Annotated in this window: 30 protein-coding genes; all 30 read left to right on the forward strand. The window is 64.9% G+C overall.

What is annotated here, in order from left to right:
• Positions 1–244 precede the first annotated feature (244 nt).
• The 30 genes from W823_RS58200 (at position 245) to W823_RS48900 (ending at position 22,630) form a co-directional block, all read left to right on the forward strand.
• Positions 245–400, forward strand: coding sequence for a hypothetical protein (locus W823_RS58200; RefSeq protein WP_161634032.1), 156 nt, complete (start codon positions 245–247; stop codon positions 398–400).
• Positions 397–702, forward strand: coding sequence for a hypothetical protein (locus W823_RS48775; protein ID WP_023960547.1), 306 nt, complete (start codon positions 397–399; stop codon positions 700–702). Before W823_RS58200 ends, W823_RS48775 begins: the two co-directional genes overlap by 4 nt.
• Positions 699–1,292, forward strand: coding sequence for a hypothetical protein (locus W823_RS48780; protein WP_023960549.1), 594 nt, complete (start codon positions 699–701; stop codon positions 1,290–1,292). The genes W823_RS48775 and W823_RS48780 overlap by 4 nt, the downstream gene beginning before the upstream one ends.
• Positions 1,289–2,248 (forward strand): hypothetical protein, encoded by a 960-nt coding sequence (locus W823_RS48785; protein ID WP_152538119.1) that lies wholly within the window; start codon positions 1,289–1,291, stop codon positions 2,246–2,248. The genes W823_RS48780 and W823_RS48785 overlap by 4 nt, the downstream gene beginning before the upstream one ends.
• A gap of 237 nt (positions 2,249–2,485) precedes the next feature.
• Positions 2,486–2,776: a hypothetical protein gene (locus tag W823_RS48790; protein ID WP_023960553.1), complete on the forward strand. Its 291-nt coding sequence runs from the start codon at positions 2,486–2,488 to the stop codon at positions 2,774–2,776.
• Complete coding sequence (locus W823_RS58205; protein WP_023960555.1) at positions 2,773–2,922, forward strand: hypothetical protein; 150 nt, start codon at positions 2,773–2,775, stop codon at positions 2,920–2,922. The genes W823_RS48790 and W823_RS58205 overlap by 4 nt, the downstream gene beginning before the upstream one ends.
• Positions 2,919–3,233, forward strand: coding sequence for a hypothetical protein (locus W823_RS48795; RefSeq protein ID WP_023960557.1), 315 nt, complete (start codon positions 2,919–2,921; stop codon positions 3,231–3,233). Before W823_RS58205 ends, W823_RS48795 begins: the two co-directional genes overlap by 4 nt.
• Positions 3,234–3,718: 485 nt before the next feature.
• Positions 3,719–4,219 (forward strand): phage terminase small subunit P27 family, encoded by a 501-nt coding sequence (locus W823_RS48805; RefSeq protein ID WP_031332842.1) that lies wholly within the window; start codon positions 3,719–3,721, stop codon positions 4,217–4,219.
• Positions 4,191–5,924 (forward strand): terminase large subunit, encoded by a 1,734-nt coding sequence (locus tag W823_RS48810; RefSeq protein ID WP_023960562.1) that lies wholly within the window; start codon positions 4,191–4,193, stop codon positions 5,922–5,924. The genes W823_RS48805 and W823_RS48810 overlap by 29 nt, the downstream gene beginning before the upstream one ends.
• 9 nt (positions 5,925–5,933) lie before the next feature.
• Positions 5,934–6,257 (forward strand): hypothetical protein, encoded by a 324-nt coding sequence (locus W823_RS58980; RefSeq protein WP_023960564.1) that lies wholly within the window; start codon positions 5,934–5,936, stop codon positions 6,255–6,257.
• On the forward strand, positions 6,257–7,555 hold the full coding sequence (locus tag W823_RS48815; protein ID WP_023960566.1) for a phage portal protein: 1,299 nt from the start codon (positions 6,257–6,259) through the stop codon (positions 7,553–7,555). The genes W823_RS58980 and W823_RS48815 overlap by 1 nt, the downstream gene beginning before the upstream one ends.
• Entirely contained in the window at positions 7,552–8,373 is an 822-nt protein-coding gene (locus W823_RS48820; RefSeq protein WP_023960568.1) for an HK97 family phage prohead protease, read from the forward strand. The genes W823_RS48815 and W823_RS48820 overlap by 4 nt, the downstream gene beginning before the upstream one ends.
• Positions 8,374–8,392: 19 nt before the next feature.
• On the forward strand, positions 8,393–9,706 hold the full coding sequence (locus W823_RS48825; protein ID WP_023960570.1) for a phage major capsid protein: 1,314 nt from the start codon (positions 8,393–8,395) through the stop codon (positions 9,704–9,706).
• A 77-nt stretch (positions 9,707–9,783) separates the two neighbouring features.
• Positions 9,784–10,059, forward strand: coding sequence for a hypothetical protein (locus W823_RS48830; protein WP_152538120.1), 276 nt, complete (start codon positions 9,784–9,786; stop codon positions 10,057–10,059).
• Entirely contained in the window at positions 10,056–10,592 is a 537-nt protein-coding gene (locus tag W823_RS0130080; RefSeq protein WP_023960575.1) for a hypothetical protein, read from the forward strand. The genes W823_RS48830 and W823_RS0130080 overlap by 4 nt, the downstream gene beginning before the upstream one ends.
• On the forward strand, positions 10,589–10,918 hold the full coding sequence (locus tag W823_RS0130085) for a hypothetical protein (protein ID WP_023960577.1): 330 nt from the start codon (positions 10,589–10,591) through the stop codon (positions 10,916–10,918). Before W823_RS0130080 ends, W823_RS0130085 begins: the two co-directional genes overlap by 4 nt.
• Positions 10,918–11,247, forward strand: a complete 330-nt coding sequence (locus tag W823_RS48835; protein WP_023960579.1) for a hypothetical protein — start codon at positions 10,918–10,920, stop codon at positions 11,245–11,247. Before W823_RS0130085 ends, W823_RS48835 begins: the two co-directional genes overlap by 1 nt.
• A complete protein-coding gene (locus W823_RS48840; protein ID WP_023960581.1) occupies positions 11,244–11,696 on the forward strand; it encodes a minor capsid protein in 453 nt (150 codons plus the stop codon). Before W823_RS48835 ends, W823_RS48840 begins: the two co-directional genes overlap by 4 nt.
• A gap of 1 nt (position 11,697) precedes the next feature.
• Positions 11,698–12,498 (forward strand): phage tail tube protein, encoded by an 801-nt coding sequence (locus tag W823_RS56765; protein WP_152538121.1) that lies wholly within the window; start codon positions 11,698–11,700, stop codon positions 12,496–12,498.
• The gene (locus W823_RS48850) at positions 12,499–13,236 is read left to right on the forward strand and encodes a hypothetical protein (RefSeq protein WP_023960585.1); all 738 of its coding nucleotides are present in this window, start codon (positions 12,499–12,501) and stop codon (positions 13,234–13,236) included. It begins immediately after the preceding gene.
• A complete protein-coding gene (locus tag W823_RS56770) occupies positions 13,220–13,654 on the forward strand; it encodes a hypothetical protein (protein ID WP_023960587.1) in 435 nt (144 codons plus the stop codon). The genes W823_RS48850 and W823_RS56770 overlap by 17 nt, the downstream gene beginning before the upstream one ends.
• Positions 13,647–17,252 (forward strand): phage tail tape measure protein, encoded by a 3,606-nt coding sequence (locus W823_RS48860; RefSeq protein WP_023960589.1) that lies wholly within the window; start codon positions 13,647–13,649, stop codon positions 17,250–17,252. Before W823_RS56770 ends, W823_RS48860 begins: the two co-directional genes overlap by 8 nt.
• A complete protein-coding gene (locus W823_RS48865; protein WP_023960591.1) occupies positions 17,252–17,446 on the forward strand; it encodes a hypothetical protein in 195 nt (64 codons plus the stop codon). The genes W823_RS48860 and W823_RS48865 overlap by 1 nt, the downstream gene beginning before the upstream one ends.
• A complete protein-coding gene (locus W823_RS48870; protein WP_023960593.1) occupies positions 17,443–17,811 on the forward strand; it encodes a hypothetical protein in 369 nt (122 codons plus the stop codon). The genes W823_RS48865 and W823_RS48870 overlap by 4 nt, the downstream gene beginning before the upstream one ends.
• On the forward strand, positions 17,811–18,641 hold the full coding sequence (locus tag W823_RS48875) for a hypothetical protein (RefSeq protein ID WP_023960595.1): 831 nt from the start codon (positions 17,811–17,813) through the stop codon (positions 18,639–18,641). Before W823_RS48870 ends, W823_RS48875 begins: the two co-directional genes overlap by 1 nt.
• A gap of 2 nt (positions 18,642–18,643) precedes the next feature.
• The gene (locus tag W823_RS48880) at positions 18,644–20,200 is read left to right on the forward strand and encodes a hypothetical protein (protein WP_031332849.1); all 1,557 of its coding nucleotides are present in this window, start codon (positions 18,644–18,646) and stop codon (positions 20,198–20,200) included.
• Between the two features lie 110 nt (positions 20,201–20,310).
• The gene (locus W823_RS48885; RefSeq protein WP_023960601.1) at positions 20,311–21,402 is read left to right on the forward strand and encodes an N-acetylmuramoyl-L-alanine amidase; all 1,092 of its coding nucleotides are present in this window, start codon (positions 20,311–20,313) and stop codon (positions 21,400–21,402) included.
• A gap of 30 nt (positions 21,403–21,432) precedes the next feature.
• The gene (locus W823_RS48890) at positions 21,433–21,837 is read left to right on the forward strand and encodes a hypothetical protein (RefSeq protein ID WP_023960605.1); all 405 of its coding nucleotides are present in this window, start codon (positions 21,433–21,435) and stop codon (positions 21,835–21,837) included.
• Positions 21,837–22,226 (forward strand): hypothetical protein, encoded by a 390-nt coding sequence (locus tag W823_RS48895; RefSeq protein ID WP_023960607.1) that lies wholly within the window; start codon positions 21,837–21,839, stop codon positions 22,224–22,226. The genes W823_RS48890 and W823_RS48895 overlap by 1 nt, the downstream gene beginning before the upstream one ends.
• On the forward strand, positions 22,223–22,630 hold the full coding sequence (locus tag W823_RS48900; protein ID WP_023960609.1) for a LapA family protein: 408 nt from the start codon (positions 22,223–22,225) through the stop codon (positions 22,628–22,630). Before W823_RS48895 ends, W823_RS48900 begins: the two co-directional genes overlap by 4 nt.
• The last annotated feature ends 23 nt before the right edge of the window (positions 22,631–22,653 follow it).

Genomic DNA, 22,653 nt, shown 5'->3' on the forward strand with positions numbered 1-22,653 from the left:
TTACGTCTGTAGGTGGTTGGGTTGGGGGGTCGCGTACGCGCGAGGCCGACACCGACACGACGGGCGAGCTGAGCAACGACCCCCACCGCCCCGCTGCCCGAAGCACATCCACGAACCGACCGACGCCCCGTGCCGAGCCTGCGGCGTCGCACGGCAAGACCGCGAAGCGTGGGACCTCGGCCAGTCTCGGCGTGAGGGCCTGGCGCGATCCGAAGCGGCCCGCACCGCTGCCGAGACCCGTGCGTTGGCGATCGCCAACTGCGACCTGTGCGACGAGGACGGCTACCGCGCCGGCCGATTGTGCTCCCACGACCCGGCCGACGACGAGCGCGCTGCTCGCGGCATGGCCATGGTCCGGGCCGCCATCGGCGGCAAGTCCGAGCGAGAGGACGAATCATGACCGCTCCCACCGAGTCCCCCGTCGACCTGGACCTGCCATCGGTCGACACGTCCCCGGCCTGCGACGTCGAGAGTTGTGACGCATCGGCTGACCTCCGAGCGAGGTACTTCCACATGGAAGACGACCCCGCCACCTGTGACACCGGCCGGTTGTACCTGCTCTGCCGCAAGTGCTTCGACGCATCTGTCGATCGGCACCGCGCCGTCTTCGAGCGCTTCGCCGGCCACCACATCGAGTGCGGCGGCTGTCACGAGCGCCTGACATGCGTCCACGACCTGATCCGCTCCGTGGTGCCACTGTGAGCACCATCGTGGGCCTGGACCCATCACTCACCAGCTGCGGAATCGCGGTGCTACGCCAGGAGACCCGGATGCACATCCCGTCCGACGGATACGTCGAAATGGCCTACGTCGCGCAGCTGCTGTCAGTTGGACATCCCGGCAAGGACTCGGCGAGCTGGGACGACCGCAGCAACCGCATCGTCAGCCAGACACGCCTCGTGCTGAGCAAGATCCCGCGGGCCACAGGCCTCGTGGTCATGGAAGACCTGCCGTCACACGTCAGGCTCCTGCCGAGCTTCCGTGACCGGTGCGTCCTCTGGGGTGGCCTGTACTCGGCACTTCGTGCCCGAGACACCGAGGTCGCCGTGTGCAATCCGAAGACCCGAGCAAAGTGGGCCACCGGCTCTGGCAACGCCGACAAGAAGCTCGTTCTGGCCTGTGTGCGTGACCAGTGGCCCAACATCCGCATCCCCAACGACGACTGCGCCGACGCGCTGACCATGGCCGCGATGGGCGCACTCAAGCTCGGATGGACTCTGCCGTTCGAGATCAAGGATCGCCACCACGCAGGGCTCGATGTGGTGGCCTGGCCGAAGGAGCTATGCGCGTGACCCCATGCCGGAAGTGCGGCGGCCGAGCTGATGCGTTCCTCTGCACCAACTGTGGTCAAGCCCTCCTGCACGATCTGAGCCTCGTCCCCTGGCTCGCAACACGACTCGGCGAGTCAGCCCTCAAGCTCACCGCCCTCGCTCAGACCGTCAGCCCACCCCGACGCAAGGTCACCGAGGACGAGGAAGAATCGCCCGTCCCGTTCAACAGCTGGGCCCACGGGCTCTACGACGAGCTGCGCACCGTGTGCATGCGCTGGGTCCGCGACCTGTGCGACACCAACGGCGTCGGCTTCTGGCCCATCGATGCAGTCCCCCACGACTTCATCGGCCCACTACCCAAGCGCGGCATCCGCCGGCTACCCGCCGCCGGATACAACCCCACCACCCAGGATCTCTCGCGATGGCTGTCGGCGAACTACCTGTCGATCATGAATCACGAAGACGCGGCTATGTGCGCCAACGAGATTCACACCACCATCAGCCGAGCCCTGACCGTCATCAACCCCCGTGTGCCACCCGCATATCGAGGACCCTGCCCCACCCCCATCGGTGATGGCCCTCGAGGTGAACCACAAACCTGCGGCATCCCGCTGTACGCGCCACGCCAGAACGACACCGACCCTGACTCACCCATCGTCGACCGCATCACCTGCCCACGATGCAAGGTCGACCACGACACCCGCGTACTCGAACAGCAGCTGCTCAACGACGTCGGCAAGTACCTGATGCCGGCCAGTCAGATCTTCAAGGTGATGCGCGAACTCGGTGAGCCCGTTGCCAAGTCGACGTTCTACCACTGGCGCGACACCCACCGCCTGCAGCCGCGGGGCTGGCGTCACGACGGCCGGATCGTCAACTACTGGATCCACCAGAACGACACCCCGATGTTCTCGATCGATGACGTTCGCAGGCTCAGGCGCACCAGCGACAAGCCGAAAGTGGGTGCACGCCGATGACCAGCACTTTGTGTATATTGGACCTCAATCCGCCACTGACGACCCCTGCCCAGGTGCAGGATTCCAGTCTGGATCACACCCCCTCATCGCAGCGCGTGAACGCTGGTACTCGCGCACTCGCCAGCAAAGCCCACCCCTTGCGACACCGGTCATGCACCGGCCCGTCCGAACCCTCACCTTTCAGGGCGAGGGTGACGCTGCGCGCTGCGATCAGGCCCCCACGAGAGGAGCGGCGTGATGGCTGACCTCTGCTCCCGCTTCGCCGAGCCCACCGAACGCACAGGCCCAGGCCGATGGGTCATCGTGCGAGGCCTGTGCCACGGAACCCTGTGGACCAACGAACGCACCATCGGCTTCCAGGTCGTACCCACACCAGGTGCTGATCCACTCCCCGTCCTCGACGCCATCACGGCAACACCAGGCACCACGAGCGAGGCGTTCGACCAGCTCGCCGCGATCTACGGCGAGAGCGCCATCGTGGCCGGCAACCTCGACAACTGGCGACCCGACAAGGTGAGCAAGCGATGAGCTATGACGAGCTGGTGGCCAAGGCCGCGGTGTACCGAGGCGAGGACTGCTCGACGTCGCCCTTCATCGAGCACAGCTGGGTCGACACACCCGAGATCGGTAGCGATGACCTGAAGACCTGCACCACGTGCGGGGCCGAGCAGTGACCCAGCGCCTACCCGAGTCCGACATCATGGCCGAGTTCCGCCTCCTCATCGCTGGCGTTGCATGCGCAGTCGAAGAGCAAGGCGACCGAGCACAGCTCGAGCAACTGCAAAGACTGCTACTCCCCCGCATCCAGCACATCAAGGCGATTGGCGGTAAGCCACGCAAGCGCGACCAGCTGGTGCGTGCTGTCGCTGACGCACGCGAGACGTTCATCAAGATCATGGGCCCCGACTGGAAGCCCAGGCTCGACACACAGACAGCCCGAGCCATGAAGGAACGCGGCGTCGACCCCATGTCCATCGTTGCCTGATGCCAACCCGACCACCACGCGTCTGCAACCGCTGCCGCAAGCCCGCACCAGCCAACGGACGATGCCCATGCAAACCAGCATGGGAAGGATCGAGCTACGGCAACAGCGGCACCAGCCGCCGGCAACAACGCATGCGAGCCGCCCAGCTCGAAGCACACCCCATCTGCCAATGGCCAGGCTGCACAGCACTCGCCACCGAAGGCGATCACATCGTCAACGTCAAGGCCGGCGGAGCCAAGTACGACTTCGCCAACTACCAATCCCTCTGCACTCCCCACCACGAGCAAAAGACCAGGTCAGAAGCCCAGCGGGGGGTAGGGGGTCGAGATCTCTAGCCGGGGTGAAGGTGGAGCCCGACTGGTTGGTCTTCTTTTTTGCCGCTCATGTTGCGCGCCATGGGGGGTATCCCGGAATGCGCACCAGCGCAACGACTTTCAGACACGAAAGTCACTGAAAACCAACGTCTTTCGTCGAGGAGGTGCATGATGCCTGGTCCAGCGGCTGCACCTCCGAGCTTGAAGCTCCTGAACGGCAGGGCCGAGGGTCGCGATAGCGGTGGCCGGCCGGTCGCGCCCCCTCCCGACTTCCGACGCATCCCGCCGAAGCCGCCGACCTGGCTGTCTCGCGAGGCGAAGGCGGAGTGGAAGCGCGTGGTGCCTGGCCTGTCTCGGCTGGACCTGACGAAGGAAGAGGATCGCGCATCGTTGACGGCGTACTGCGAGACGTGGGCGACGTACAAGGACGCGATCCAAGAGGTCCGCAAGAACGGGATCGTCGTCAAGAACCACTCGCTTCGCAAGGACGGGACTGAGACGACCTGGATGACCAAGAATCCGGCGATGGCGGTGGCTGAGCGCGCGTCTCAGCAGTTGCGGATGTGGGCCGGCGAGTTCGGGCTGACTCCATCGGCCGAAGGGAAGCTGTCGGCGGCGTTCGGTGCGGTCGAAGGGGCGCCGGATGACGAAGACGCCAACCCTTTCGCCTGAGCTTGATCTCGAGGAGCTCGACCGGCTGAAGATCTCCCCCGAGGTCGGTTGGTATCTGGCGAGTCGTGGCATTCCCCTTCCGGATTGTCCGCCGCTGATCAAGACGCCCGAGCCTCGGGATGTGCCTGGCGCTCGGTTCGATGCGGCCCGGGTGGACAAGGTGCTGACCTCGTTCGGGCTACTGCGCCACACGAAGGGCCGGCTGGCGGGCAAGCCGCTCAAGCCTGACCCGTGGCAGGTGGCGTACGTTCTGGCACCGACGTTCGGCTGGGTCCATATGGACGAGGATCTGGGCATCCTGGTTCGGATCATCCGCACGCTGTACGTGGACCTGCCGCGAAAGAACGGGAAGTCGACGCTGGCCGGCGGTATTGGCCTGTACCTGACGTGTGCTGACGGTGAGGCTGGCGCTCAGGTGATCGCCGCGGCGACGCGGAAGGAACAGGCGCAGTTCGTCTTCGACCCGATCAAGCTGATCTGCGAGAAGTCGCCCGCGCTGCGGCCGTACACGAAGACGTTCACCGGCAAGGTGACTCATCCGAAGTCAGGCAGCTACTTCCAGGCGGTGGCCTCGGCGGGCGACGCGCAGCACGGCGCCGACTTGCACGGCGGCATCGTCGACGAGCTGCACCTGCACAAGACCTACGACTTGGTCGAGGCGATCGAGACCGGCACGGGCTCTCGCTCTCAGCCGCTGATCCTGTTCATCACCACCGCGGACTCGGGCAAGCGGCACACGCCGTATGACCGGAAGCGGACGATGATCGAGCAGCTCGCCCGGGGCGCGCTGAAGGATCCGTCGACGTACGGCGTGGTGTTCGCGGCGCCTGCGGAGATGGACCCGCTCAGTGAAGAGGCGCAGCGCGCTGCGAATCCCGGATATGGGATCTCGCCGACCAGGGCGTACCTGCGGGACGCTGCCACGAAGGCACGGAACTCACCGGCCGACATGGCGAGCTACCTGCGGCTACACATTGGCCGGCGAACCAAGCAGGACACGAAGTACCTGAAGCTCGAGGCCTGGGACGACAACGCGTCGATCGTCGACGAGACCCGGCTGAAGGGCCGCACTGCCTATGGCGGACTGGATTTGGCGTCGACGTCGGACCTGGCGGCGCTGTGTTGGGTGCTGCCGGACGAGGAGCGCGGCGGGTTTGACCTCGTGTGGCGCGTCTGGACTCCCGAAGCGAACCTTGAGGACCTGGACGCACGGACCGCTGGCGAGGCGTCGGTGTGGGCGAAGCAGGGCATTCTGACCGTCACCCCGGGCAACGTCGCGGACTACGACTTCATCAAGGGCCAGATCAAACGCGACTCGGACTTCTTCGACGTCCAGGAGATCGCCTACGACCGATGGAATGCCACCCAGCTCGTCAACGACCTCACTGCCGACGGCGCTCCGATGGTCGCGATGGGCCAGGGCTTCGCATCGATGTCCGGCCCGACGAAGGAGACGCAACGGCTGTCGCTGCAGGGCACGCCTGAGGTTCCGATCCTGCGGCACGGCGGCAACCCGCTGGTGCGCTGGACGGTCGACAACTTCGCAGTGGTGCTCGATGACGCCGGAAACGTGAAGCCGTCGAAGAAGGATGCGGCCGACAAGATCGACCCGGTCGTCTCACTGATCATGGGCCTCGCCCGGGCGATCGAGGCTGCACCTGATGTCGAGAGTGCCTACGAAGACAACGACCTGATGATCGTGTGAGGAGACCTGGTGCTCGAAGTTCTTGCAGTGGTGGCCAGTTGGGCCGTGATGGCTGCAGTTGTCGGCGTCGCGACGCTGGCCTACTCCCGACGGGAGCGGCGGCAGGCGCTAGCACTGGAAGCAGCGCATGAGCCATCCTTGGTCGTTCTGCAACGCGTTGTTGTGAACCTCAAGTCCGGTACGGCAGTCACGGGTGTGGTGACCACCGAGAATCCGGACCGACTGGTTCTCAAGAGTGCCGCGGTGATCGAGCCTGGCGCGTCGGCGCCGGTGCCGGCTGATGGTGCGATCCTCGTGGATCGCGATCACATCGACTACATCCAGGCGCCCTGATGTCGTTCATCGTGTCCGAAGGTTCGCTGCAGGGTCTGTCAAGGCCATCGCTGCCGTCTGCGACCACCCTCAACTTGTCAACGCCGGTCACGTTCGCCAACGACTTGGCTGTCGACTACTACGAGATGTGGCGGAAGCAACGCTCGGTTCGGACCGCGGTGTCGTTCCTGGCGCGCAACATTGGGCAGCTGGGCATCCACGCCTTCCGTCGCAAGGGTGACACCGACCGCGAGCGTCTGGGTATGGACCACCCACTGGCGCGGGTGCTGTGGAAGCCGAACGCAGTGACGACAAAGTACCGGCTGTTCGATGCGCTCGTCCACGATCTTGGGATCTACGACCGCGGCTATCTCCTCAAGCTGGGCACGGCTGCTCAGCCGCAACTGGTGCGGGTGCCGCCGGCGATGATCACCCCGCTGGGCGACAACTGGCTGACCCCGGAGAAGTTCGAACTCAAGGGCAGTAAAGGCAAGAAGGTCTTGGGTCGTGAGCAGCTGGTCTATTTCCGTGGTTACGGCGGCTCAACTGATTACGGCGAGTCGCCGCTGGAGTCACTGCGTCAGATTCTCGCCGAAGAGCACCTGTCATCGAAGGCGCGAGCAGAGGTTCTCGACAAAGGTGCGCGAGTTTCGGGCTACCTCGAGCGCCCCGCTGACGTCTCAGGCTCGAAATGGAGCGCGGAGGCACGTGAACGGTTCCGGCGGTCCTGGCAGGCGCAGTACGCCCGGGGTGGCGCGGAGGCCGGCGGCACACCGATTCTCGAAGATGGCATGAAGTTCGTCGATGCCAACCAATCGTCGAAGGACCTGCAGTACATCGAGGGCCGCAAGCTGACCCGTGAAGAGGTCGCCGCGGCGTACTTCATCCCACCGCCGATGATCGGAATTCTCGACAAAGCGACGTTCTCGAACATCACCGAGCAGCACAAGATGCTCTACCAGGACACCCTCGGTCCGTGGCTCACGATGATCGTCGACGAGATTGCACTGCAACTGATTCCAGACCTCGCGCCGAATGAGGCCGATGAACTGTATGTCGAGTTCAACCTGCGCGAGAAGCTGTCTGGCAACTTCGAGCAGCGCGCCGCGTCGGTCATGGCGGCCGTCGGCGGCCCGTACATGACCATCAACGAGGCCCGCGCCCTGGACAACCGAGCACCCATCGACGGTGGCGACGAGCTGATTCGCCCGCTGAACGTCACCCAAAACGGCACCCAGGAACCCATCCCCGCCGAAGAGGCGCCCACACCTGATGACGAGCCCGATGAGGACGTCGACCCTGACCAGGAGGACGAATGAAGACTCGAACGGCCGGCCCCGGTCAGATCAACGTCAAGGCTCGATTCAAGGCAGGCGCGGACGCTGGACTCGAGGAGGGTGAGTTCATCGCTTACGCCTCGGTGTTCGGTAACCGCGACAGCTACGGCGAGGTTGTCCAGAAGGGCGCGTTCGCCGAGTCGCTCGCCGATTGGGCGAAGAGCGACAACCCAATCCCCCTGCTCTGGGGTCACAACTTCGCCGACCCGGACTACAACCTCGGCTTCGTCAAGGAGTCCGAAGAGGACGACCGCGGTCTGAAGGTTCACGCGGTACTCGACTTGGAATCCCCGAAGTCGGCCCAGGTGTACCGGCTACTCAAGTCCGGCCGCGTGGCTCAGATGTCATTCGCGTTCGACGTCGAGAAGGAAACCTACGTCGAGGCCGAGTACCAGGACAACGGCGACGGTACCAAGACCGTGACCCCGGGCTACTGGTCACTCGAGAAGCTCAAGATTCACGAGGTGTCTGTCGTGCCGCTGGGCGCGAACCAAGAGACCGAGGTCTTGGCAGTGAAGTCGGCAACCGACGCACTGCGCATGAAGGCGGGCAAGGCGCTCTCGGCCAAGAACGAGACCGTCATCCGCGACACGATCGAGCGTCTCGAGGACAGTCTCGACGCTCTGAAATCAATACTTCCGGCCGACGACGATGACTCGTCGGACGAGAACGAAGACCAGGACCAGACCAGCGGTAAGGGAACCGTCCCCGGCACCAAAGCCGGTGTGACCACGCCCAATTCGTCCGTCTCCCTGGCGCAGTTGGACGCGCTCGAGCTGGATCTGGCCGCGAGCGCATAACACCTCACCAAGGAGAATCATGAAGACACGACTCGTACAACTGAAGGAAGCGGCCGAGGCCGCAGCGAAGTCCGCTCGCGGCATCGCGGAGAAGGCCGCCGCGGAGAACCGCGACATGACCGAGACCGAGCGCAAGGACTTCGACGACGCGCTCGCCAAGGGTTCCGAACTCGTCGAGAAGTTCAAGACCGCCAAGGCCGACGAAGATGTCATCAACGCCGCACTCTCCCTCGCCGGTGACATCGGTCCGGATGCCAAGGGCGACCTGGAGTCGCAGGACGGCCAGACGCTCCCACCCCGCGAGCGCGCAAAGTCGCTCGGCCTGCAGATTGTCGAGTCGACGCAGTTCAAGTCGGCAATGGAGCAGTTCAAGGACGGTCGGATCCCCGAGGGTTCGCGCGTGCACACCTCGCCGATTCAGGTCAAGGGCCTGTTCGTTGGTGGCGCCGATACCTCGGCGGGCGCGTTCGTGGTCAACGAGCAGACCGGGATCATCGAGCCCCTGGGTCGCAAGGAACTCAAGATCCGCGATCTGGTGTCGGTGCGCCGCACAGGTTCTGACACGGTCGAGTACGTCGCGCAGACCTCGCACACCAACGCCGCCGCGGTGGTGCCCGAGGCGACCAGCTCGGCTCCGCCCACCACCGGCTCGGCCCTGTCCGGTCCGTTGATCAACAACCCGAACGGCGGCTACAAGCCCGAGGGTGCCTGGGCGTACGAGCGCAAGACCGCCGTCGTCAAGACGATCGCCGAGTGGGTGCCGGCCACCAAGCGCGCCCTCGCCGACGTCGCAGCTCTCGAGGGTCTGATCAACGACGAGTTGCGCCTGGATGTCGCAGAGGCCGAAGAGGGCCAGATCCTCAACGGCAACGGTTCCGGCGAGAATTTCACCGGCATCAACAACTGGTCCGGCGTGCAGACCCAGGCCTTTTCGACCGACCTGTTCGAATCCGTGCGCAAGGCCATCACCAAGGCCCGCACGGTCGGCCGCGTCAACCCGACCGCGATCGTGGTCAACCCGTCCGACGCTGAGGTCATCGACCTGGCCAAGGATCTCAACGGCGTGTACCGCTACGGCGGCCCGCAGGTCATCGGCCAGCGCACCCTGTGGGGCCTGCCGGTCGTCGAGTCCGAGACCCAGGGTGCCGGTGAGGCACTCCTCGGCGACTTCTCGAAGGCCGTCGTGTGGGATCGCGAGCAGACCACGGTCACCATGACCGACTCGCACGCGGACTTCTTCATCCGGAACTTGGTCGCGATCCTCGCCGAGGAGCGCCTGGCGTTCGCTGTCACCCGACCGACCGCGTTCGTCAAGGTCGACATCGCTGCCTGATGGCACTGATCAGCTCCCGCTCGGCCGGTGGTGACATTCGCCGGCCGAGTGGGGCTCCACAGCCTGAGGAGGCTCACATGCTGGACATTTACGAAGTCGAGATCAACGGCTATCCGGCCACCCTGCAGCTGACGGAAGAAGACGCCAAGTTGCGTGGTCTGAAGAAGTCGGACACCGTCGAGGCAAAGCGCGAGGCGGCAGAACGACGCGCCGAAGCCGAGGCCGAAGCACGCGCCAAGGCGGACGCCGAAGCCAAGGAGAAGGCCGAGGCCGCCGCCAAGGCCAAGTCCGAGACCGCGAACAAGGCTCGCACTGCCCCGGCAAACAAGGCCGCGGGGTCGGACACCAAGTGATCGACTTCTCGGACTACGACCCGCTCGTCACTCCCGATGATCTGCCCGACGGTCTGACGGTCGAAGACTCCGACTTGGAGTCCGCGTGTGACGACGTGCGGGGCGCATGCGGGTGGCACATTGCCCCTCGCAAGTCCGAGACGCTGGTCGTCGACAGCGACGGCGGCGCGTTGCTCACGCTGCCGTCGCTGTTGATCAGCGAGCCGACCCTGATCACCGACAAGAACGACGTTCCGATCACAGACTGGACCTGGTCCGAGGTTGGCCAGCTGTACCGGGCATGCAACTGGCCGAGCGGCTTCCGGGCCGTGAAAGTGACTCTGGCGCACGGGTTGCAGGCCACTCCCCCGTCGATCATCGCGGTGGTCGCTGACATCCTGCGAGACCGGGCCCGGGCCAGCTCGGGCGTGTCGTCCATCAAGTCGGCGTCGCTGGACGGCGCAGCAATCACTTACGGCGACAGTGACTCGGCAGGGATTCGGAGAGGGCTGATGGGTGCCTACGGCCACGTCCTCCGCAGGTACTCGCTGTGACCGATCCGTTGGCGGTGTTCTACACCTGGCCGCTGAAGATTCGACGCAAAGGCGGTCAGACCGCGAAGGGGTCAACCTTCGAGCCAGAAGTGACCGTGCTCTCGCGTATTCGGATGGTCAGCCAGCTCGCGACCGACGCAGATGGGCGTGAGGTGATGTCGATCGCAACAGCGTCGATGGCTGCCGATACCCCGCATATCCCCGTGGGGTCGAAGGTCACCCTGCCTGCCGAACTCGGCGGCGCGGAGGCGACTGTCGAGATCGCTGGGCTGCACGACACGAAGATCCCCGGGATGCCTGCGTACTACCAGGTTTCGCTCGTCTGATGCCCGTCAGCTTCCGGGCCTGGCCATCGTTCGGTGGCGGGCGACGTAGACGCGCCCTGCGTCGCGCTGGCGAGGTTCTCGCCGATGAGGCCAAAGCGCTGTCACCCGACGAGACGGGCGCCCTCGACGAGTCCGTTCGCGAAGACCTCCTCGACGACGACTCGATCCGGGTCAGCTTCAACACGGAATACGCAGTGCGCCAGCACTACAGCAAGAAGAACCGCCACGACAACGGCGAGCGCCTGTTCCTCCTGAAAGCGACGGAGACGGCAGCCCCGCGCATCGAGCAGATCCTTGCAGACGAGATCCGAAGGAGCCTGGGCCGATGAGCGAACCGACCGAGGGCGAACTGGTCGATTCGCTGGCCCAGCGGCTCGCCGCACTCGGCTTGGTGCGCTACAGCCTGACCGAGCCGTATGGCGCTGACGATCCCACCTTGCCAGCGTTCATCGACGGCAATCTGCCTCCCGATCCCGACACTGCGCTCGCAGTGAAGATCCTGGCCGACCGACGCGACCGCGACGAGTACAACCCGGACATCGACATCCGGCTCCGCTTCCGGGCCGTCGGTGAGACCGCCTCGTCCGTCAGCGATCACGCGGACGCGGTGTACATGCACCTGCACGTGCCCGACCACCAGTACCGCCCCCAAGTTTGGCCCGGTGGCATCCGGGTCATTGATGTCCGCCGCATTGTGCGGGCGCCGTCCACCCAGGACTCGAACGGCCGCTGGATGCGTCCCGACGACTACCGCATAACCCTCAACCCAAGGAGTTGAAATGACTGCACCAAAGCAGCCGACGGACACCTCTGATCTCGATGTCACTCTCGCCAGACATTGGGGAATGGACGTCCGCAAGAGCCCGTCTGACCCATGGACCCCCGTCCGCTCGATCCAGTCGCTGAACCCGACTGTGAGCAAGACGCGTCAGGACGGCGGCGACTACCACTCGGGCAACTACACCCAGCAGGTGGCGACCGAAGCGTCGTGGGGCCTCGAAGTCAGCGTGGGCCGCAAGCTCGACGCGGCTGGCCTGCCCGATCCCGGCGTCGAGCTGCTCCGCTCACTCGACGGTGAACTCGGTAGCGACGAGCTGGTCTACGTCCGGTGGTGGCGCACCGATGGCCTGCCGGACTCGTACGAAGGTCGGGCCGGTGTCGACTTCTCTTCGGCCGGTGGCGAGAAGGCATCGCTGCAGGGCGCGACCATCACGCTGACGGGCTACGGCCGACGGTTGGCTGTCGCGAAGCCGACCGCCGCTGCTGTCAACGAGATCCAGCGTCTGCAGATCAACGAGCTGGTGACCAGCTTCAAGCTGAAGCTGCTCTCGGGCACCACAACCGCGCTGACGGTCTCGGGGCTGACGGCCGCCGCGCTGCAGACTGCACTCGCTGCACTGCCTGCCATCGGCAATGGCAACGTCACGGTCACCGGCAGCAACGCCGCTGGCTACAGCATCACGTTCGGCGGCGCCCTGGCGGGCCTGAACGTGCCGACCCTGTTGGTCACCGACATCGTCGATGGCGACCCGGGTGACGTGGTGGTCTACGCGACCACCGAGGGTCAGCCGGCCGGGTAGTTGTTCGACCAGTTCGACGAGTGGCTCGACTCTGGGCTCATCCTGCCGATCGGCGGGCGTGAGTTCTGGGTCGAGCCACCGTCGGCTCTGACCGTCTTGCGGCTACATCGTCGACTTGCTGGCGAGAATCGCTCCTGGACATCGACCGAAGAGCGCGCAGAAATCGAACGCTTCCTCGGTGCCACGTGGGGCGAGATGGTCGCCGCCGGTATCCCTGAACTCAAGGCGATTCACGCAGGTCGCACAGCCATCACCCACTTCGCCGACAGCGCCGCAAATGCGCTGGCAACGTGGAAGTTTCAGCCCACCACCGATCGCGTCCCGCCAGTGGCCACGCCACGCCGCAAACCCACCGTGTGGATGGTCGACACCACCGACCCGAACGTCGAAGACCCTCCCGGAACCATCAACGAGATGGACCCCGGCGGCGGCCCATACCGCCCGGAATACGGCGACCGGCTCTGGTATCGGCCGGCGAAAGACGCTCCCGCGTACCAACCTGCCGCCAAAGATGACGACCTCGACATCCGATGGGCAGACATCCTCGGCGCCTGGGACGCAGTTTGCATCGACTTTCAGATGCACCCCTGGAATATCGATCTCTCGTCCGGAGTGCTCGAGCAACGCCCGTGGCAGTGGCTCGCTGTCCGGCTGCAAGTCATTCTCGGCGAACCCACCTCACGGGCTCGCCGCACCATCGAAGCGCGAAAGGCGGTCCCTGGTGGCAACTCGGTATGACGACCTCGATGAGCACTACGACCCCGATCTGTACCTGCCGATTGACGGCGTGGTGTACCAGATCCCGGCGCCGCCCATCGCTGAGGTTGATCGGATCCGACCGTTCCTCTGGGGCGACAAATCCGAAGAGTTCGACCCCCAGCTCGAGCAGGCCGAGGTCGAGAAAATACTTGGCCCTGCCTACATGGAGATGACGACGAACAGCGTTCCGGCCCCGTACGTCAACCACGCGGGCCGCACCGCGCTCATCCACTTCTGCTCTGGGCCACAGGGCCCCGAGCTTGGCCGTGCGCACTGGGCGTTCGCGCATCTGTCCGAGCGCATCGACGCACCCAAACTGTTGGCTTTCATGCGCGCCGAGCGCGACAAGAAGCGCAACGCCGACGCCGCTCGTGAAGCAGTGAAGGCCGATGTCTGAGCGCGTAGCAGATCTCTACGCGGACATCTCGATCCGCGGTGGCGAGGACTTCGATCAGCGCCTCGAGTCTGGCCGGCAGAACCTTGTCCAGATGGGTCGGGCCGCCGACTCGTCGAGCGAGCAGGTCCGCCGGGCCGCGTTGCGTACGTCGACGGCGTACCAAGAGGTCCAGAAGGAGCTCGAAAAGGCGCAGCGCCAGGCCCGCACGCAGGCGCAAGCCGCTGTCGACGCTGCCGATCGAGAACGTCTTGCAGTCGACCGTCTGGCTGAGACGCGCCAGCGGTATGGCAACGAGTCCGCTCAGGCGCGCCGTGCTGAAGAGAACATGGCTCGCGCACACCGTGAGACCGAGCAGGCAGCTCGTCGAGCAGAGCGCGCCACTGATCAGCTGACAGTCACACAGCGCCGTGCAGGCGCTGTCGCTCAGCAGGCAGCGGATGACATGCGCCGTGCTGGTCAGGACATGGAGTCCGCTCTGCCCGGTGCCGACGAGACGACTGCCGCCGGCGAGGAGGGCGGCGACGGTTTCGGTGGCGGGTTCCTCGCTGGTGCTGCCGGCAAACTGAAGGGACTCGCCGGCAAAGGCGGACCGATCGCGGCCGCCGTCGTGGGCGTCGCTGCCATCGGCCTCGCGGCCGGCCAGATGCTCGCCAACGCGATCGCCGAGGGCGCCGAGCGCGAGAAGATCCAGGACACCATCCAAGGGCAGCTCGGTATCGACGCCGAGTCTGCAGCTCGCATGGGCCGTGCCGCCAGCGAGGCGTACATGGACGTCTGGGGCGAATCAGTCCAGGGCAACATGGAGTCGCTGCGGTCGCTGGCCGAGTTCAAGCTGATCGATCCTTCGGCTTCCCAGGCCGACATGGAACGCCTCCTCGCCACGGTCGAGACGCTGAACGGCGTTCTCGGGACTGAGACGAGCGAGAGCTTGCGCGCGGTCAACGGTTTGGTCAAGACGGGTCTCGCCGATGACATCGACGACGCGGCGAACATGATCGTCCGGGCCAAGCAGCTCGGCATCGATGCCCAGGGCGACTTGATCGACTCGATCTCTGAGTACTCCGCGGGCTGGAAGCAGACTGGCTTCTCCGCCGAGTTCACGCTCGGCCTGATCAGCCAGTCGATGGACAACGGCGCCGACAACTCCGACCGCGCAGCGGACTCCATCCGCGAGTTCGGCCGCCGCGTGGTGGAAGAGGGCGACACGCTTACCCAGACGTTCACCGACCTTGGCTTCAACGGCGAGGAGATGTACCGCAAGTTCGTCGAAGGTGGACCGGATGCTGAGGCCGCGTTCGATGAAGTCTTCGACAGTATCCGCAAGATCGAGGACCCCGCGAAGCGCGCCGCCGCCGCTCAGGCGCTTCTTGGTGACACCTCGGGTGACTTCATCGACACAATGGCCCGTTGGGATCCATCCGAGGCCTCAAAGAAGTTCGAAGGGTCAGCCGATGCGCTGAGTAATGCGTCGAAGACCATGGGCGACAACGCGTCCACCACGTGGGAAGGCATGCGCCGCACCGTCGAAGAAGCGACGATGGGCATCAAGCAATCGATGGCCGAGGCTTTCGGTCCCGCAGTCGCCGACATGGCGGCCGGACTCATCGAGAACAAAGACGAGATCATTCTCTTCTTTTCCGAAATCGTTTCCGCTGCACTCACATTTGGCATCGGAATCGGAAACGTTGCGGCTGGCGCTCTGCACACGCTCGGATGGATGTCGACCTCTGTTGGCGACTTCATGGGCACGATGATGGAAACCATTGGCGGAGCTACAGAAGTCCTCGGTGAACTGATCGGCGCGATCCCCGGCATGGGTGGAGTTGGCGACTTCCTCAAGGAGGCCGGTCAGTCCGCGAAGAACTTCCGCAGCACCATGCACGAGACCGGCGACACGCTCCATGGCATGGCCAACACGATCGCGGACACGGTCGTCCCGGGGCTGACCTCGATGCGTGACGGGGTCGACGAGAATGCTGCCGCCATCCTCCGCGAGGCCGCCGCGTCGGAGCAACTCGTCGAGACGCTGAACACCTTGCCTCGCGAGAAGCCGATTGACGTCACCACGCCTGGTGGTGAGCTGGCGCTGCAGATCCTGACCAACATCGGCGCGAAGGTAACCACCGACAACTACAAGAACATCGTTGTCGAATCACCCCTTGCGCCTGCCGTGTTGGAGGATCTGCGGCGGTTGGGCATCGAAGTTGTCACCAACAACGGCAAGACGATCCTCGTCACCTCGAATGCGCCCGTGGTCAAGGCTGACATCGACAACCTCAACAACTCGATCAACGGCATCGCGGGCGTCAAGAACATCGTGTTCAACATGACCACGACAGGCGAGCTGCCGCCGACCACCCCCGGGTATCGCATCGGCCCCGGTGGGCAGCTCGTCCCCCGCGATCAGAACGCCGACGGTTCGATTCGCCAGTACGCCCAGGGTGGCATCGACGGGTCACTCCCCGATCAGGCGATCATCCAGCCGGCCACTCGCGGCAAACGCGGATTGGTCCAGTGGGCCGAGACCGACGCGGGTCCGTGGGAGGCGTTCATCCCGGGCGCTGCATCCAAGCGGGCGCGGGCGACGAACATCCTCGCCGAGGTAGCAGATCGGTTCGGCTACAAGATCTTCAAGATGGCTGAGGGTGGCATGTTCGACCGCAACGCTGCCATCGCCACCGCCCAGGCCCACGACGACGAGCCGTATGTCTACGGCGCGCTCGACTGCTCCGGTTACCTGTCCGAGATTCACTCGAAGGGCACCGGCCAGCAGGTCCGGTTCACCACCGACAGCGACTTCGCTGCATTGGGCTGGGTCCCGGGTGATGACCCCAATGGCTGGACGATCGGAACGAACAACGGCAGCGGCGAGAACGGTCATATGTCCGGCCGCCTCTTCGGTGTGCCGGTTGAGTCCGGCGGCAACGGAATCCAGTACGGCGAGGGCGCGCAGGACCCGACGAACTTCCCGTCGGTCTGGCACTGGCCTGGCGCGTCGGGAACACAGGACCCGAACGCGGTAGCAGCAGACAACCGAACCGAGCGCGAGAAGATCATCGACACGGTCGTCGCTGAGGGTAAGCGCCGGGGCAAGTCCGACAAAGAGATCAAGTCCGCAGTCATGGCGACGCTCGCCGAGACTGACGCGCAGAACCTGGATCACGGGATGGACGGCGACAACGCCGGCATCCTGCAACAGCGAGACAGCTGGGGAACCCGCGAGCAGCGGATGGACCCCGCCTTCGCGGTCAACGCCTACTACGACGCTCTGGAGAAGGTCGGCGACACCGAGGGCATGAGCGAAGCTCAGATGGCGCAGGCGGTTCAACGATCTGGCACCGCGGACGGATCGAACTATGCGGCGAAGGCCGACGAGGCTGATGCGGAGATCGCGGCGAGCCTTGCCCGGCAATCGGCCGCAGGAGCGGGTTCGACAACAGCATCCGGCGCGCCAGCTGGTGTGCAGCAGGTCTACGTCGTCGGAGGCAAGCTCGACGGCGCATCCGCCACGTCAGCAGCAACAGTCGACTCGTCAACCCCTGCGGAGGCGGCCCCGCCGGCAGACAGCGGCGCGGCGTCAAGATCACCTCTCCGCTGATGCGTGGCCGCGCGCCGATCAAACTGTTCGCCCACGGTGGGATCGAAGAGCATCAGGCACAGATCGCACGCCCGGGTGACTACCGCGTGTGGGCCGAGCCCGAAACGGGCGGCGAAGGCTACGTGCCCCTCAGTCCTGCCAAGAGGCCCCGTTCACTGCGCATCTGGCTGAGATCGGCCGGCGCCTGGGTGTGAAGGGCTTCGGTGAGGGTGGGTTCGGCGGCTACACCGTTGACACCCGCGATGCGATGAAGCCGCGTAATGCCAGCGATGCGTTCGCGCTGCTCACCGGCCTTGGTTTCACCGCCGCCTCGGGCATCGCGCCGTACCTCGGCATGACCCAGAGCGGCAAGTTGGATCTGGGCAACCTCGCTCCCACTTTCGACACGGGCGCCAACGATATCCCCGGTCTGTCGGGCGTGATCGGCGACTACGCCGGTCAGATCTCGCAGCAGCTCGACGCCATCGTCCAAGCCGTAAGGGAGGGCAAGAACATCACCGTGACCGTCGAATCGGATGAAGGCCCCGCCAGCATGATCATGCAGAAGAGCGGTCGGTGATGGCCGGACCTCTGGTCATCCTCACCGGTGTCGACGGTGAGACGTGGGAGTTCGGCGACCCTCAGTGCCCGGTCCGGCTCAAGTACGTGAAGGGGCTGGGCGGCGCAGACTTCGAAGTGGAGGACGCCGACGAGGGCGTCGGCCAAGCCGGTGTCACGTTCGTGGCCCGCAACGACAAGCCCAACGTCGTCACGCTGGGCGCGAACCTGGGTCCGGTCCCGAAGGTCGAGGGTATGGACCTGCTTCGCCGGTGGCGTCGCACCCTGGGCCGCGCGACGAGTTTGCTGCCTGGCGGCCTGCTCCTCAAGCTGGAGGTCATCAACGAGCTCGGCGAGCCCGGGCGGTATCAGTGGATGCGACGGATCAACAAGCTCGAGTCGCCTTATGAGCAGATGGCGAATGTCGGCTGGATGTTCGAGGATGTTGACCTGCGGTCGGACGAGACGTGGTGGCGGACCGATCCGGTTGTGCAGGAGTTCACCGTCGCGCAGTTCGCAGGTGCGAAGATCACCAACTTTGGCACCGAACCGGTGTGGCCGCACTTCCGTCTAGATGGTCCGATCACCTCGCCGACGCTGTCATGGGCTGGTCAGCCTGCAGTGTCTCTGCCATCGCTGACCACCGGCCAATGGCTGGAGATCGAGACAGACCCCAACTGGTGGGCAATCACCGATCAGGCGGGCCTCGACCGGTCGTGGATCGGGAACCGCTGGTATGTCCAGGTCCCCGCCGAGACAGACGATGTGCCAATCACCCTTACTGGCTCCGGGGCATCAGCAGCCACGAAGCTGAAAGTCACTCTGCCGCAACTGTTCGAGACGGCCCTGTGACCATGGGTACGCCGGGGTACGCCCGGCCCAACACGACGCCCGTCACCCCGTTCCCCATCGAGATCGGCCGACGCAACAATCCGGTCATCGAGTGGCGGCCGGTGGGCGGCTACCAAGAGGCGGCGTTCGACTGGACCTTCGGTCTCGAACCGAACGCAGGTGCGTTCTCGCTGCACCCTGACCACCCGCTGGTCTCGCAGATCACCGACGTGAAGCGCCGCTGCTTCCATGTCCGCACCATGCGTAACGGAAAGCCATGGACCGGACGAATCATGAAGCGCGGCATCATCGCCGGTGGGACCCCAAGAGAACGGCGCACCTATACCTGCATCGGCAACAAATACCTGATGCAACGGTGGCTCGCCTGGGTCAATCCCGGTCTGCCGCCGTGGATCCAGGTAGGCCTCACAGGCAAGCAGGACGTCATCGTCGGAGCCCCGGACCCTGTGTTCAAGTACTACTTCGCCAAGAACATGACGCGGCTCAACTTCCCGGCATTTTGCAAGCTCCCGCTGCACTGGCCGGCCGAGTGGACCATGCCAGATCTCAGCGACATCGACAGTTTCGACGACCTACTCGACCTCATCGCAGACGTCACCGATCCGATCGCGGCCCTGCAGGCCCGATTCCCTCGAGGTGCAGACCTGTTCGAGCCGACGGTCAAACGCCTGGAGATGGGCATCTCTGTCGATTTGTGGGACGGGCGCGGCACCTCCCCGAAGGTGTTCAACACGTCCACCCTCGGTGCGCTGCAATCGATTATCGACGCATCGTCCGATCACTTCCTCGACCTGTCGCAGCTGATGAAGCCGATCAACAACGGTTTGTGGTCCGACAGCATGGACCGAGCGGGCATGGTGTTCGACACGCAGACGCAGCGCGACAACCTCAAGGTCCAGTTCCGCACGGACGCACCAGGTCAGGTCGACTCATACGACTACGAGGAGTCACACCCGGAAGCGGGCAAGGTGATCGTCGGGGGTAAGTCGCCGGCCATCCTCAACGACGTCATCGAGATCGGCGCGAACCTCGCCATCCAGTTGCTACTCAACCTCATCGCTCCAGGCCTCGGCCTCGGCGCGGTGGTGGGCGACCTGTTCGACGACATCTTCTTTGCCTACCAACAGTTCTGGGACCAAGACCTCATCAACGACGTCGGCGAGGACGACCTGTGGCCCGAGGACTTCGTCGACAACACTGCGGCGCACTCGCTCGACTCGTACGCCACCGGCATGACCGGTCTGAAGGAGCGGGGCGGCGGCGAGAAGCTGACCATCAACGCGACCTCCGGTGGTGCTGACGGCCGCGGCATGAGCTTCGGCGCAGACAACGGCACAGCGCGTCGGTTCGACGTCGGTGATCGGATCCAGTTCTGGGACCACGGCAACATCGTCGAGCAGTACGTGTCGAAGGTGGCGGTCGCCGATCGCAACGACGGCCGGATGGTCGAGCAGATCACCCTCGGTGAGTCCGAGCGCCTCAAGGGCCCGTGGGATCGCACCATCACCGGCCTCATCGGGCTCGGCGCAACGTCCCGGGCCTTCGCCAACTCGGTCTAGTGAACCGCCTGTACGAGCTGCCATTCGAGCTGCTCGCACTCCTGTGTCAGTGGCTCGACCGCCGAGCTGCCCAGCGCAACAAACCCAATCCTCGACAAGGGAGATAGACCATGGCAGATCCCATCTGGCTCGCCGACGAGCTTCGTCGCGGCGGCCTCACGGTCGTTGAGTACGGCGACTGGAAAGACATCGGGCACGGCGACTTCGGAGAGATCTGGGGCATCGTCGCTCACCACACCGGTGGCAACTCGAGCGCGAACGCGATCCAGAACCACCCTGACCTCGGGCTGTGCTCCCAGATCTTCCTGCGACGCGACGGCACGGTGTTCGTTGTCGGCGCGGGTATCGCCTGGCACGCCGGCAGCGGCTATTACCCCGGCATTGCCCGGGACAATGCGAACGCCGTCACGATCGGCATCGAGGCCGAGAACAACGGCACCGAAGGCTGGTCGGCCGCGCAGTACTGGGCCTACGTCAAGACCTGCGCCGTCATCCTCAACAGGCTCGGCAAGACATCCGCCCACGTCATCGGCCACAAGGAATGGGCCGGTGCCGCGCAGGGCAAATGGGATCCGGGCGGCATCGACATGAACAAGTTCCGCGGTGACATTGCCGCCGAACAGGCCCGCCTCCGCGCACCACAGGCACCGCCCAAGCCGCCTGAGAACCAGATCGACCGGATCTACGGGTTCAGCCCGTGGCTCGGAAAGCGAACCAAGCCTGGCGAGTTCGACACCCGCAAGATCAAGGGCAAGGTCGCCAACTTCGAGAACGGCAACATCTACTGGCGCGCTGACGTCAACCGCACCATCCCGGTGCCGGCCAACATCATGCGGGTCTACGCCAATTACGACTTCGAGGCCGGATTCCTTGGCATGCCGCTGAAGTACCACGCGGTCATCTTCGACAAGCCCGGAGCACCCGACGCGAAGGCCATCGGCGACGCGCAGGGCTTCGAGGGTGGCGCCATCTACGCGCGGTACGGCCAGCCCGGGTTCGCGGTGCGCGGCCGGATTGGTGATCGCTGGTTCAACCTCGAGGGCGCCGAGAAGGGGCACCTCGGCTGGCCCATCTCGGACGAGTACAACGCCGGTGAGGTCATCGTCCAGGACTTCGAAAACGGTTCGCTCGCTTTCGATCCCGACGGCACGTTCAAAGTCGAGCGCGACCCGAACAAGCTCTACATCCCCGCCGGCCGCTGAGCCCGGCGAACACCCCGACAAGGAGAAGTCATGACCACACACACCCCTACCGCCCGCCTCATCTTCGGACGCGAGCCCGCCGCCTGGGCAGGCGCGATCATGGCAGCGGTCGCGCTGCTCGTCGCCTTCGGTCTCAACATCACCACCGAGACACAAGGCCTCATCCAGGCTGCAGTCAACGCGGTGCTCTCGCTGATCGTGGTGATCAGTGTCCGCGAGACCGTGCTCCCCGCCATCCTCGGCGTCGTGCAGACCGGTCTTCCCCTGGTCGTCGCGTTCGGCTTTCAGGTCACCGAAGCTCAACAGGGCGCGATCCTCGCTGCCGCATCGTTGTTCCTGACCCTGATCGCCACCCGGCCCCAGGTCACGCCGAAGGTATCGCTCGGTATCGAGGTGCCTGCGGACGGCATCGAGCGCGAACACTACCTCGGCTGATGCTCGGTGCGCGGCTGGCGGCCGCGGTCACCGGCTGCATGAACGTGACGGTCGGCGTGCTGTACATCTCCCCGGAGGAGTTGGTACGCCGACCTTTGCAGCCCGGCCAAGTCTCTGCGGTGGTGTGGGTGGAATCGGTTGGCCCGCTGTGGTTCTTCGGATTCGTGCTCACTGGTCTGGCGCTCCTGCTTGCCGCGGTGCGTCAACGAGGGTTTGTTGCTGCGCACATTGCGGCAGGAACGATGGGCGCGTTCTACGGCGGGTGCATCCTGTTCTCCGCCTTCCTCACCGAGCCTCCCGTGCCGATCGTGCACGGAACCTATGCGGCGTTCGTTGCCGTACTCAATATTGCGATCGCCCGGGGCGACGCGGAAAGGGGTCATCGGTGAACTCCGACTCAGTGAGCCCCCATTTGCTCGCGTCAGTGAACTCGGGGTCAGTGAGTCCCGAGTTGATTGCATCTTTCGGTGGGCTCCTCGCGGCCATCGGCGCGCTGATCACAGGCGTCCTGGCGACACGTTCCAAGGTCAAGCTCGACGACATCGCCAAGCTCCACGCGAAGATCGATCAGCTGGAACAGGACCTCGAACAGGAGAAGGCTGCCCGGGACCGGGACGCGACGAGGCTCGAGCCCGCCACTCACGGACCATCGCCGACTACGAGGCCGAACTGGCTGACCTCAAAGAGCGGCTACGTCAGCGAGATAAGACGATCACCCACCTGGACCGGGTTGTTCTGGCGTTGCGCGCATTCGTTGCCCGGCTGCGTCGCAAGCTCATCGACCACGAGATAGAGCTGCCAGAGGAGCCCGAAGGG

The sequence above is a fragment of the Williamsia sp. D3 genome, from assembly GCF_000506245.1.
GTDB classification, from domain to species: Bacteria; Actinomycetota; Actinomycetes; order Mycobacteriales; family Mycobacteriaceae; genus Williamsia; species Williamsia muralis.